Consider the following 13,155-nt stretch of genomic DNA (forward strand, 5'->3'; position numbering starts at 1 on the left):
GGTGTCCTTTCGAGTTGGCGTCAGTCCAGCACGTCACGAATTCACACTACTGTTCAGTACCTGGACTGTTGAGGTGAGCCAGAATCGTACCCGCCAGAGCCGGTCCGATGCCCTTGACTCGGGTGATGTCATCCACATCGGCCTGCCGGATGCGCGTGACTGAGCCGAACTCCCGCAGGAGGGCCGCCTGACGCGCCGGTCCCAGGCCGGGGATACCATCCAGGACGGAGCGGGTCATGCCGGCCGAGCGCTTCTTGCGGTGGTGGGTGATGGCGAAGCGGTGGGACTCGTCGCGCAGGTGCTGAAGCAGGTAGAGGGCGGGCGACGTGCGCGGCAGGATAACGGGGAACTCCTCCCCCGGCACCCACACCTCCTCCAGGCGCTTGGCCAGGCCGATGAGCGGCACGTCGATGCCGAGCTCATCGAGCACGGTGCGCGCGGCATTGACCTGCGGCAGACCGCCGTCGACGACGACCAGCCCGGGCGCGTAGGAGAAGCGCCGGGTCTTGCCGGTCTCGGGATCGATGGGCCCGGAGACGACGGCAATGCCCTCGACATCCTCGATCTCCTGCGCAGCCCGAGCAGCGGCCTCACCGCGCCCCTGCTCAGCGATGAGGCGTTTGAACCGGCGGGTGAGGACCTCGTGCATGGCGGCGGTGTCGTCAGCGGCGCCGCTGCCGTCCTGGCCGCGCACAGTGAAGCGTCGGTAGTCGGACTTGCGGGGCGCACCGTCCTCGAAGACGACCATGGAGCCGACCTGGTAGGTGCCCTGGGTGTGGGAGATGTCGTAGCACTCGACGCGCAGGGGCGCCTCGGGCAGATCGAGGGCCTCGGCGAGCTCATCGAGGGCGAGGGCGCGCTGGGTGAGATCCCCCGCCCGACGGGTCTTGTGCAGCCGCAGAGCCTCCTGCGCGTTCTTGCGCACCGTCTCCATGAGGGCGGCCTTGTCGCCGCGCTGCGGGACGCGCAGGTCAACCTTCGCTCCGCGCAGGCCGGCCAACCAGGTTCGCACGGTGGCGGCATTGCTGGGCAGCTCGGGAACCAGGATCTCCTTGGGCACCGCCGTGGTGGCGGTGTGGGCGACGTCGTCGACGCTCGTGGCCGCCGACTCTCCCTTGCGCCGGGAGGCGTCACCGTTGGAGCCGAGGGTGCCGCTGCGGGGCTGAGGGCTGGAGGGAGCGCGCTCCCCCACCCCGACGGAGGTGGTGGTGCCCGAGGAGGTGGGGGCACCGCTGTGGTGGACGGCGCCGGCGTCGGCCGGATCAACGAGGGAGGCGTAGACCTGCTCCAGGAGGCGCTCGATGAGCTCGGCGTCCCCGGCGTCGTCGATGAGGTCCACGACCCAGCCGCGCTGCCCGCGCACCCGGCCGCCGCGGACGTGGAAGACCTGGACGGCGGCCTCGAGCTCGTCGCGGACCAGGGCAAAGACGTCGGCGTCGGTCGCGTCGGGAAGGACGACGGCGTTGCCCTCGATGACTTTGCGCAGTGCGGCGGCGTCGTCACGCAGGCGGGCGGCCTTCTCGAAGTCGAGGGCGGCGGCAGCCGCCTTCATCTCAGCCTCGACCTGGCGCAGGTAGGGGCCGGTGCGACCGGCCATGAAGGCGCAGAAGTCCTCAGCCAGCGCCCGATGGTCCTGCGGGCTGATGCGGCCCACGCAGGGGGCCGAGCACTTGTCGATGTATCCCAGCAGGCAGGGGCGCCCCGAGGCCTGGGCGCGGCGGAAGACACCGGCGGAGCAGGAACGCACCGGGAAGACCCGCAGCAGCTGCTCGACGGTCTCGCGGATGGACCAGGCCTGAACGAAGGGACCGAAGTAGCGGGTTCCCGGTTTGCGGGCCCCGCGGACCACCTGGACGCGGGGGTAGGTCTCCCCCATCGTCACCGCCAGGTAGGGGTAGGACTTGTCGTCCTTGTACATGACGTTGAAACGGGGGTTGAACTCCTTGATCCAGGAGTACTCCAGGGCCAGGGACTCCACCTCGGTGGACACGACCGTCCATTCCACCGCGCATGCGGTGGTGACCATCTTCTGGGTGCGCGGGTGCAGTGCGGCGAGGTCCTGGAAGTAGTTGGACAGGCGCTGACGCAGGTTCTTGGCCTTGCCGACGTAGATGACCCGTCCCTGCCCGTCCAGGAACCGGTAGACCCCCGGGGACGTGGGGATCTCGCCCGGGGCAGGACGGTACGTCGAAGGGTCGGCCATGCCCGCAAGCGTAGACGCCCATCATCCTCGTCCACGACCCGCGGCCCGGCAGCCGGCCGCCGGTGCACCCAGCCCGAGAACAACGAAGGACCCGAGCCGGTAGGGCTCGGATCCTTCGTCATGTTGGTGGGCGATACTGGGATCGAACCAGTGACCTCTTCCGTGTCAGGGAAGCGCGCTCCCGCTGCGCCAATCGCCCGAGGTGGGTACCGGATTCGAACCGGTGTAAACGGCTTTGCAGGCCGGTGCCTAACCTCTCGGCCAACCCACCATGAGATGCTGGGGCTGGGCGCTCCCGGCTCCTCGGAGCGGATGACGGGACTCGAACCCGCGACCCTCACCTTGGCAAGGTGATGCTCTACCAACTGAGCCACATCCGCATGAATCCTCACGGTTCGTCCGAACCGCTCGGTGCTGGAAAACCATAGCACCAGGATCGCAGTGGCAGGCAAATGGCATTGCGGTGATTCACCTCACCGGGCAGCCGTTTGCTCCGGGGGCACCAGGCTGGCTATGGTTAGCGCCGCACCGGGCGATTGGCTCAGGGGTTAGAGCGCCTCGTTCACACCGAGGAGGTCACTGGTTCGATTCCAGTATCGCCCACCGGATAGCAGATTGCTCACGCTTGCCCTCCTTGCGAGGGCAAGCGTTTTTTCTTTTCCGCTCCGCGAAGTGGTGCCGGACCTCATGACTGAGTGTCCGGCACCACCGCGAAGCGACCGGCCGTAACCAGCCGCGACCAGCAGGGTCGCGATCATCGGCTCATTCAGATACGGCTGCCGTCGGCGATTCTTCCGGGCGAGCCCTCCGCTTCCACGCGCGCCTCACCGGTGGCGACGACGTCGGCACCGAAGGTCCAGTCGCCCTCCACCGTCAGCGACTGCGCGTCCTTGATGGAGGGGACACCGTTTGGGAACCGGGCCTCGAAGTCCTGGATCTTCTTGTAGAAGCGCGGGTCGAGACTCACGGTGCAGGCCTGGTCCGGGACCATCTGCAGCAGCCCGTCGTCGTCGACCTCATAGACGTCCGAGCGCACCAGCAGCAGGTCGTTGGTGGTCTTGACCGGCAGGAAGCGGGAGCGCGGCACCTCGATGGCAGTGGCGCCCTCGAAGGCCTCGACGGCGGCACCCATGGCCGTCTCAAGCTGGATGACCGGCGTTGAGGAGGAGTCGGCGGGGTCCACCGTCTTGCTGTTCCTGATGAGCGGAAGCCCGAGGATCCCACCTCGCTCAACCAGGGTTTCGCGCAGCACCTTGAGATCGAACCAGAGGTTGTTCGTGTGGAAGAAGGGGTGGCGGAACTGGTCGGTGAAGTAGTGCATCTGGTCCTCGGGGGTCTGCGCTGTGTCACGCAGGATGATGCGCCCGTCGCTCTTACGTACAGCCAGGTGCCCGCCTTTGACATCGGCCGGTGTGCGCCGGCACATCTCCGGGGCGTAAGGGGCGCCGGAGGCGGCGAACCAGCCAGCAATCCTGGCCGAGGGCGCCGCACCGAGGTTGTCGGAGTTGGCAGTCATGGCGTACCGGTAGCCCTTGTCCAGGAGGGCGTCCAGCAGCCCGGAGGCAAGCAGGGCGGTGTAGATGTCGCCGTGGCCCGGGGGGCACCACTCGAGCTCGGGGTCGGCCTCCCACTCCACGGGAGTCAGATCGTCGGCGCGCAGCTTGGGCTCGCGGTTCTGCAGGAAGTCCAGGGGCAGGCCATCGACCTGGATCTCGGGGTGCCCGGCCAGCACCTCAAGGGAGTCCTCGCGGGTGCGGAAGGAGTTCATGAGGATCAGCGGCAGGCTCACGCCATAGCGTCGACGCGCCGCCAGGACCTGATCGACCAGCAGGTCCAGGAAGGTCTTGCCATCACGGACCGGCAGGAGGGACTTGGCGCGATCCAGGCCCATCGAGGTGCCCAGCCCCCCGTTGAGCCGGATGAGGACCGTCTTGCTCAGCGCCTCGCGTGCCTGCTCCTCGCTGACCTCGACGTCAGCCAGGGAGTCGATCTGCGTGAGGGGCTCGATGGTCTCCTCGGGGATGAGTCCGGTGGCCCCCGCCTCCAGGGACTGGTAGTAGTGGGTGAAAACCGTGATGGCCTGCTCTGCGACACCGGCGTCGCGCATCTTGTGCTGGGATGAAGTGAGTCCGTTCTCGCTCATGCCACCCAGCCTATCCCAGCCTGACCGCTATTGTGTAACTTTGTTCGACTTTGTTCGTTCTTGAATGAATAGGCCTCTCCTCATTTTCGAGTTATCCACAGGGCACTTGTACCCCCTTCACGACATCGACGACTCCCCCTTACTCTCAGATGAACCGGTTGAGTGACACGTGCTCACCGCCGCGCACCGAGTGACGAGGAGAACCGTCATGTCTATGCCGCCCACTGTCGGGCCGAATGTCGCCCTGGTCCTACAGCGACTGGACCTCATCGAGAGGAAGATCGACTGGCTCGCGGAGCGCGTCACCTGGCTGACCTACTCCTCCGCCACCCCAATGCAGGAGAGCAGCGACTCCCCCGCCACGACGAGGAGCAGCAGCCCAGCTGTCGCCTCGAACATCGCCGCCGACGGCGCTGACGAGCACCACGCCGGCTCCTCACCCACCAGCGCCACCTCACATCCGGAAACGACTCCGCCCGCGATTTCCCCGCAGACGAGGTCCGCCTCGGAGCACTCCTGGCAGCGTCTCAACGAGTCCCCTGTTCAGGCCCCGGTCGATGAGGCCCTCCCTGCGGACCAGGACACCTACCCCACGAAGCCCCCGACCTCGGACACCCCCCGAGCCTCCCAGCTTGAGATGCCCCGAGCCCAGCTCTACCAGGCCCCCGCCCCCGTGGATCCCGCGCGATCCTTCGCGGCCCAGGCGAGTTCGACTCCAGTGCAGCATGCACCCGCGGCGGACAGCACCCCACATATGCAGGGGGCCAGTCAGGTGGGACCTGGCGAGTTCGTTCAGGCACACGGCGCTGAGGCCGAGGCGGTCCCCGGCTGGGCCCAGCGGGCAATGCAGGAGGGCAACCTCGGACGCTATCTGCTCTCCGGTGCCGCAGCGGTGCTCGTCCTGTCGGCCGGGGTCAGTCTGCTGGCTCTCGTCTGGGACTACATTCCCAACCCGGTCAAGATCCTGGGACTGGCACTCATCGCGGTCACAATGACGGCCTGCGGGGCACGCCTGGGGGTCAGTCATCCCCGTCATCGTGTTGCCGCGGCGACGATCACGGGAACCGGTGGGGGACTCGGTTTCGTCGCCATCGTGGGAGCCGTTCTTCTCGGTGGAATGCTCAGCCCAGAGCCCGCCCTGGCCCTGATGGCTTGCTGGGGCCTCGTGCTCCTGGCCGTGTCACACATGACGCGGGTGCTGTTCACCGCGGTCGTCTCCACCCTCGGCGCCCTGGTGACCATCGGGTTCGCAGTCAGTCACGTGGCGCGTCAGCCTCAGGCCGCACTCATCACGTGGCTGATGATCGGTATCTACGTCACGGTGCTGGCACTGACCTGCGTGGTCCTGTCCCGTCACACGGAGCGGATGAGGCTGGCCGCCTGGTATCCGGTGACATCGATGGTGGCAACGGCGACAGCCCTCATCGCCGCACCGATCCGGTCGATGCTGCGCGTCTCCACCATCGGCGGCACCAGCGTCATTCTCATCCTATGCGTGCTGCTGGTGTCTCAGACGATGCTCGCGAGCACGCGGCTGTGGAGCATCGGGATCAAGACCTCGGGCTGGGACTGGGGTCCGACGGCGGTGGTCCTCATGCTGGAGTTCGGAAACCTGATGACGGAGCAGACGAGTCTCCACCTGGCACACAGCGTCGTCGTCATCACCTTCCTCCTCGAGCTCCTCCTGCTGGCCGCAGCGGCACTTGCGACACTCCCGCCCTGCTGCCCCACTGATTGGCGCAGTACCATGGCGCTTGGACACGAAGTTGCGTTCTTCCCCCTCGCGCTGATTGGGATGACGATCATCGGCGACCCCCGAGTCCATCTCTTCGTCGTCGTCGCTGCGCTGCTGTGCCTGCTTCCGGCGATCTTGAACGCAAGAGCAGAACCGGCCCCGATCCTGGCCCTTCTCGGGACTGTGCCGATTCTCATGGCCCCGGGCTCTGTTCACTCCCGCGGCGACGTCTGGTCTCTCATCATCTCCGTGGTGATCTCGGTGCTCATGGTCGTCGTGGCCGAAGGGCTCGGTGACCGAGTCACGCACAGCTCTCCGCCCCCAGCCTCGTATGCCGCGCTGTCGCACGTTCAAGCACGGGCGCTGGCCCTGCGAGCGGCTCTGGCGACAGTGGCCTTCAATATCGCAGTCGTCGTTCCGTTCCTGGGCTCCGGCCTCGTGGAGGGCTTCCGTGGTCCCTGGGCGGGCCTGCGCATGGTTCCGGGTCTGGTGACGATCGCACTCATCGCGCTGGGGGCGGTCTCCAGTGGCGCCACGCCTCTGCGAGTGCTCAGTGGACAGTGCCGAGGAGCCCGTTACCGGGTGGGTCCCCACGGCGAGGCTCTGCCCGATCCGACAGGGAGGCAGACGGGAGCACCGGCACCGTCCTGGATCATCTCGGGGATGGTGGCCGTGCTGGCACTGATGACGCTCTCGTGGGCTGAGGCCACCTCCAAGACGATATGGACGCTGCTGCTGGTCGCCGTCGCTCTGGGGCTGGGAGCCAGCGCCACGTGGCTCCTACTTCCCTGGCGACGGAGTGCTGAGGTGTGCCTGAGCCTTGCGATCGGCAACTCGTTGCTCATGTGGTTCTCAGTCATGGTGGCCACCGAGATCGGTCCGGGCTCAGTCCTCATGTCAGTGCTGGTGCTGCTGACTGGTGGGGCCTGCATCGTCCTCGGCTTCAGGACACGCCTGACGATCCTGCGCCACTACGGACTGACCCTGGTACTCCTGTCCGTGCTCAAGCTCGCTGTTGTGGACGTGGCCTCGCAGAACTCGATCATTCGAGTCATCTCGCTGGCGGCCGCGGGCGTCGTCTGCTTTGTTCTCTCCCTGCTCTACAACCGCTTCGCGCAGGAGCAGCGTCGCGAGAGCAACCAGGCCCCCATGGGGCCCGGAAGCATCTGAGAGCGGCGAGGACCGACGTCGAGCCGTCCGGCTAAGCCGGACCGAGGAGTCAGCCGCGGCCGGCCTCCAGCACCGGGGCCAAGAACTGACCGGTGTAGGACGCCTCGGTGGCCGCGACCTTCTCCGGGGTTCCGGCCACGACGACGGTTCCCCCGCCCTTGCCGCCCTCTGGGCCCATGTCGATGACCCAGTCGGCGTTGGCGATGACGTCGAGGTTGTGCTCGATGACGACCACGGAGTTGCCCTTGTCCACCAGTCCCTGAAGCACCCCAAGCAGCTTACGGATGTCCTCGAAGTGCAGCCCGGTGGTCGGTTCATCCAGGACGTAGATGGTGCGACCGGTGGAGCGGCGCTGCAGCTCGGTGGCGAGCTTGACGCGCTGGGCCTCACCGCCGGAAAGAGTGGTGGCTGACTGCCCCAGGCGCACGTACCCCAGTCCCACTTCGACCAGGGTGTTGAGGTGGCGGGAGATGACGGAGGAGGCGGAGAAGAACTCGGCCGCCTGGTGGATGGTCATGTCCAGGACGTCGGCGACCGTCTTGTCCTTGTAACGGATCTCCAGGGTCTCCCGGTTGTAGCGGGCGCCGTGGCAGACCTCGCAGGGGACGTAGACGTCGGGCAGGAAGTTCATCTCGATCTTGAGCGTGCCGTCGCCCTTGCAGGACTCGCAGCGTCCGCCCTTGACGTTGAAGGAGAAACGCCCGGGTCCGTAGCCGCGCACCTTCGACTCGGGCACGGCCGCGAAGATCTTGCGGATGTGGTCCCACACGCCGGTGTAGGTGGCGGGATTGGACCGAGGGGTACGTCCGATCGGCGACTGGTCCACGTGGACCACCTTGTCCAGGTGCTCCACGCCTCGCACCGTCTTGTGTCTGCCGGGTACGCCGCGGGCGCGGTTAAGGCGGTTGGCAAGCACCTGGTAGAGGATGGAGTTGACCAGGGAGGACTTCCCCGACCCGGATACACCCGTGACGGCGGTGAGCACGCCAAGCGGGAAGGAGACGGTGACGTCCTTGAGGTTGTTCTCCCGGGCTCCGACGACGGTGACCTCACGGTTCTTATCCCGCTTGCGCCGAGTAGCGGGGATCTCGATCTCACGCCGCCGTGCCAGGTAGTCACCGGTGATGGAACCCTCGGCTCCGGTCAGGCCCGCGACGTCGCCGGAGTAGACGACCTCACCGCCCAGCTCACCGGCTCCGGGCCCGATGTCGACGATCCAGTCGGCCGAGCGGATCGTGTCCTCGTCATGCTCGACGACGATGAGTGTGTTGCCCAGGTCCCGCAGCCGCTGGAGGGTCTCGATGAGTCGGGTGTTGTCGCGCTGGTGCAGGCCGATACTGGGCTCGTCCAGGACGTAGAGGACGCCCACTAGGCCTGAGCCGATCTGGGTGGCCAGGCGGATGCGCTGGGCCTCGCCCCCGGAGAGCGTGGCCGCACCACGGGCCAGGCTGAGGTAGTCCAGCCCCACGTCCACAAGGAAGCCGAGGCGCGCGTTGATCTCGGTCAGGACGCTTCCGGCGATCTGGGCGGCCTGGCCGGTCAGGTTGAGGTCGGCCAGGAAGTCGCGGGCCTCGTTGATCGGAAGCTCGCACAGCTGAGCGATGGACAGCTCGCCCACGCGCACGGCCAGCACCTCGGGCTTGAGGCGGGCTCCGTCGCAGACGGGGCAGGGGATCTCACGCATGTAGGCCTGGTAGCGCTCCCGGGACCAGTCGGACTCAGTCTCGTCGTGCTTGCGCATGACGTAGTCGAGCACGCCCTCGAATCCGGTGGAGTAGATGCGTTCACGCCCCCAGCGGTTGCGGTAGGTGACCTTGACCTCGTAGTCCTTACCTCGCAGGATCGCCTCACGAGCCCGCGCAGGCAGGGCGCGCCAGGGGGTGTCGACGTCGAAGGAGAGCTCCTTGCCCAGGGCCTCAAGCTGGCGGGTGAAGTACTTCTGGTGGCTCGACCAGGGGGCGACGGCGCCCTCGGCCAGGGTGAGCTCCTCGTCGGGGACGACGAGCTCGGGGTCCACCTCGAGCCGGGTGCCGATTCCGGTGCAGGCGGGGCAGGCGCCGTAGGGGGCGTTGAAGGAGAAGGTGCGGGGCTCCATCTCGTCCAGGGCCAGGGGGTGCTCGTTGGGGCAGGCGCGCTTCTCAGAGTAGCGCCGCTCCCGGTGGGGGTCGTCCTCGGGTAGATCGACCAGCTCAATAATGACCAGGCCCTCCGCCAGCCCCAGTGCTGTCTCGACGGAGTCGGTGAGGCGCTGACGAATACCCTCGCGGACGACGAGGCGGTCGACAATGACCTCGATGTCGTGCTTGAGGCGCTTGTTGAGGGTCGGGGGGTTGTCGAGGCGCTCGGCGGCGCCGTCGACGCGCACCCGGTTGAAGCCGCGTCCGCGCAACTCGGTGAAGAGCTCGGAGTACTCGCCCTTGCGGCCCCGCACCACCGGGGCGAGAACCTGGAAGCGAGTGCCCTCGGGCAGGGCGCGGACCTGGTCCACGATCTGCTGCGGGGTCTGGGAGGAGATGACGGCGTCACAGACCGGGCAGTGCTGGATGCCGGCCCGCGCGTAGAGCAGACGCAGGTAGTCGTAGATCTCTGTCACGGTGCCCACCGTGGACCGGGGGTTGCGCGAGGTGGACTTCTGGTCGATGGACACCGCCGGGCTCAGGCCCTCGATGAGCTCGACGTCGGGTTTGTCCATCTGCCCGAGGAACTGACGGGCGTAGGAGGACAGGGACTCCACGTAGCGGCGCTGCCCCTCGGCGAAGATCGTGTCGAAGGCGAGGGAGGACTTGCCCGAGCCCGACAGTCCGGTGAAGACGATCATCGTGTCGCGCGGCAGGTCCAGGTCGACGCCCTTGAGATTGTGCTCGCGGGCCCCACGGATGATGAGAGAGTCGTTCACGGGATTCGAGTCTAAGGGGTGAGCGCACATCCCGTGCGTCGCACATGTGTTCGACGTGTCTCATGGCCAGGACACCGGAAGAATGACCGTGCTCCCGGGTTCTCACCACGGTCGGAGCGAGCACCCCTATGCTGAGGCCATGAGCAAGATCTACGCCGTCGAGTACCACTACGTCACTGACAAGGACGAGGAGATGGCCGCTGTCCGTCCCTCGCACCGCGCTTTCAACGGCCGCCTGGCCGACGAGGGCCGGCTGCTGGCCGCCGGCCCCTATGTGGGCACCCACGATGCCCTCATCGTCGTGCGGGCCGAGGACGAGGCCGGTGCACTGGCCCTCCTCGAGGACGATCCTTTCCAGCAGGCCGGCTTCATCTCTGAGCGCATTCCACGCGAGTGGAACCCCGTCATCGGGGTCCTGGCCTGATCCAGTCTGCCTCTGGCTGAGGCACCGGCCTTCACGCGCGGCCGGTGACCCCAGTCCCTGACCACGGGGCACGGCTCTTAGCCGCGGTCGCCCACGATCCGGCGTCGCACCAGGTGGACCAGCTCAATGCCGCCAACGGCCAGGCCCGCCATGAGCGCGATGACCCACCACACCCCAGGGGTGGGCCAGGCCAGCAGGAAGAAGGCGCGCACCGGTGGGGCGACGACGCCGAGGACCGCGATCGTCCCCATGAGAGCGACCAGCCCCAGTCGCCAGCTCGTCAATGGTCTGGCAGTGAGCGTGAGCAGCCACAGCCCGCAGGTGATGAGGACCAGGGTCGTCGCCGTGGTCACCTGGGCGCGCGGGGCGTGGGTGAGCGTCAACCAGAGGTAGGTGGACAGCGTAACGGTGCCCGCCATGAGCCCGGCCGGTACGCACAGGCTGAGCACCCGCCCGAGAAAGCCCTCCCGGTAGCGCTGGTTGCTGGGGGCCAGGGCCAGGACGAAGGCGGGGATCCCGATCGTCAGTGAGGAGACGACCGTGAACTGGCGGGGCAGGAACGGGTAAGCGACCGCCATGGCCGACACGACGACGGCGATGAGCGAGGCGTAGATGGTCTTGGCCAGGAACAGCGAGGCGATGCGCTCGGTGTTGGCCATGACGCGGCGCCCCTGAGCCACGACCCCGGGAAGGGCCGAGAACTCTCCCTTGAGCAGCACCAGGCGCGCCACCGCCTTGGTCGCCGGCGCTCCGTTGCCCATGGCGATGCCGAGGTCGGCGTCCTTGAGCGCCAGGGCGTCGTTGACGCCGTCCCCGGTCATCGCGACGACGTGCCCTCGGGACTTCATCGCCCGCACCAGTGCCCGTTTCTGTTCGGGCGTGACGCGTCCTAGGACACTGGCGCGCTCAACCGCGTCGGCCAGGCGCTCCAGGTCCTCCTCCGTCTCCTGCCCGCTACCCGCTCCGGCAGGCAGGGTACGTGCGTCCAGGACGACGAGCTCGCCGCCGTCGGGTGCGGTGACTCCGGCCTGACGGGCGACCGCGGTCACCGTCTCGGGGCTGTCCCCGGAGATGACCTTGGCGTCGACCCCCTGCTGGCGGAAGTAGGCCAGGGTCTCCGCGGCGTCGGGGCGGATCTCCTCGGTGAGGATCACGACCCCTGCGGCCTCAAGATCATCGGGAAGCCGCGGGTCCTCCTCCCCCGGAGCCAAGGTCCAGGGCGAGCGCGAGCGGGCCAGGGCCACGACGCGCATCCCCTGCGCGGCGATCTGACGGGCACGATCCAGCACTGACGCGTTGTATCCGGCCAGGACGATCTCGGGGGCGCCGAGCACCCAGGTTGTGCCGAAGCTGTCGCGAACCGCGGACCACTTGCGGCGCGAGGAGAAGGGCACTGACTCCACACCGGCCCTGCTGCCGGCGCCGGCTGACGACAGCGCCTCTTGAAGTCCTTGTGCACCGAGCCACTCGGAATCAGCGAGCCCGTCCCTGATGGCGTCGGCGGTGGCATTGGCCTCCCCCACCGTACTGAGAAGTGCGAGCGCCGAGAGCACCTCGGGAGGAGCCTCACCGCCGTCGGGCCCCTGGATCTCACCGAGGCGGATGCGGCCAGTGGTGATGGTGCCGGTCTTGTCCAGGCACAGGGTGTCGACCCGGGCCAGGACCTCGACGGCGGGCAGCTCCTGAACCAGGACGTTACGCCTGGCAAGGGCCAGGGAGGCGGTGGCGAAGTTGACCGAGGTCAGGAGCACCAGACCCTGGGGCACCATGCTGACCACGCCCGCGATGCCGGCGACGACCGCGTGGCGCCAGGCGCCGCTGCTCCAGGCCTCGCCGACGCTTCCGCTCAACCGCAGCTGGGACCACACCAGGACCAGAGCCACGGGCACGATGACCCAGCTGATCCAGTGCAGCACCCGGTTGGTCCCGGCCTGCAGCTCGCTGACGACGAGTGAGTACTTGCGGGCCTCCCGGGCCAGCCGGTGGGCGTAGGCGTTCCCGCCGACTGCGGTGGTGCGGAACAGCCCAGTCCCGGCCGTCACCGTGGTCCCGGACATGACCTTCGCTCCACTCACGGGGCGCACCGGCCGGGACTCGCCGGTGAGGATCGACTCATCGATCTCCAGGCCGTCGCTGGCCATAACCTCCCCGTCGGCCGGCACCTGCTGGCCGGCTGCGAGCCGTACGACGTCATCGAGAACGACCTGGCCGACGGCCACCTCGGTCTCGGCCCCATCCCTGACGACGATGGCGCGGGGAGTCTCCAGCACGGACAGACGGTCCAGGGCACGCTTGGCGCGGATCTCCGCCAGGGTTCCGGTGGCGGTGTTGAGCACAAGGACGAAACCGAACAGCGCATCCGCCCAGTGCCCCAGCGCCAGGACAAGCACCAGTGCGGCGCCGAGGATGCCGTTGAAGATCGTGAAGACATTGGCTCGCAGAATCTGCGCGGCGCTGCGGGAGGTCCGCTCGCGGTACTCGTTGGTCCGTCCGGTGCTGACGCGCTCGGCGACCTGGGCGGCGCTGAGCCCGCTGACCGAGGACTCAGGGGGATGCGTGGTGCTCACACGTCACACAGTAGTGA

General features: G+C 67.7%; 6 protein-coding genes and 4 tRNA genes. 3 read left to right on the forward strand and 7 right to left on the reverse strand.

The features are described 5' to 3' along the window. Positions 1-46 precede the first annotated feature (46 nt). From uvrC to AXE84_RS11335, 4 genes are all read right to left on the reverse strand, one after another. Positions 47-2,203 (reverse strand): excinuclease ABC subunit UvrC, encoded by a 2,157-nt coding sequence (gene uvrC / locus AXE84_RS11320; protein WP_060957946.1) that lies wholly within the window; start codon positions 2,201-2,203, stop codon positions 47-49. 124 nt (positions 2,204-2,327) lie between these two features. Beyond that, positions 2,328-2,402 (reverse strand) — tRNA-Val (locus AXE84_RS11325). A 1-nt stretch (position 2,403) separates the two neighbouring features. Next, positions 2,404-2,474, reverse strand: a tRNA-Cys gene (locus AXE84_RS11330). A gap of 36 nt (positions 2,475-2,510) precedes the next feature. After that, a tRNA-Gly gene (locus AXE84_RS11335) sits at positions 2,511-2,583 on the reverse strand. A 150-nt stretch (positions 2,584-2,733) separates the two neighbouring features. On the opposite strand from AXE84_RS11335, the gene AXE84_RS11340 reads away from it, so the two are divergent. Further along, positions 2,734-2,806: transfer RNA gene (locus AXE84_RS11340), tRNA-Val, on the forward strand. 163 nt (positions 2,807-2,969) lie between these two features. Here the strand turns inward: AXE84_RS11340 and AXE84_RS11345 are convergent. Then, complete coding sequence (locus AXE84_RS11345) at positions 2,970-4,346, reverse strand: UTP--glucose-1-phosphate uridylyltransferase (protein ID WP_060957947.1); 1,377 nt, start codon at positions 4,344-4,346, stop codon at positions 2,970-2,972. Positions 4,347-4,554: 208 nt separating this feature from the next. Here AXE84_RS11345 and AXE84_RS11350 point away from each other — a divergent pair, with 208 nt between their 5' ends. After that, complete coding sequence (locus AXE84_RS11350; protein ID WP_060957948.1) at positions 4,555-7,251, forward strand: DUF2339 domain-containing protein; 2,697 nt, start codon at positions 4,555-4,557, stop codon at positions 7,249-7,251. A 49-nt stretch (positions 7,252-7,300) separates the two neighbouring features. Here the strand turns inward: AXE84_RS11350 and uvrA are convergent, their stop codons facing one another. Next, positions 7,301-10,147 carry an excinuclease ABC subunit UvrA gene (uvrA, locus tag AXE84_RS11355; RefSeq protein ID WP_060957949.1) on the reverse strand — a complete coding sequence of 949 codons (2,847 nt, stop codon included), beginning with the start codon at positions 10,145-10,147 and terminating at the stop codon, positions 7,301-7,303. A 139-nt stretch (positions 10,148-10,286) separates the two neighbouring features. Here uvrA and AXE84_RS11360 point away from each other — a divergent pair, with 139 nt between their 5' ends. Further along, complete coding sequence (locus tag AXE84_RS11360) at positions 10,287-10,571, forward strand: YciI family protein (RefSeq protein WP_060958264.1); 285 nt, start codon at positions 10,287-10,289, stop codon at positions 10,569-10,571. Positions 10,572-10,648: 77 nt separating this feature from the next. On the opposite strand, the gene AXE84_RS11365 is transcribed toward AXE84_RS11360, so the two are convergent. Then, entirely contained in the window at positions 10,649-13,138 is a 2,490-nt protein-coding gene (locus tag AXE84_RS11365; RefSeq protein WP_060957950.1) for an HAD-IC family P-type ATPase, read from the reverse strand. Between the last annotated feature and the right edge of the window lie 17 nt (positions 13,139-13,155).

The organism is Actinomyces oris, from assembly GCF_001553935.1.
Classification (GTDB): Bacteria; Actinomycetota; Actinomycetes; order Actinomycetales; family Actinomycetaceae; genus Actinomyces; species Actinomyces oris_A.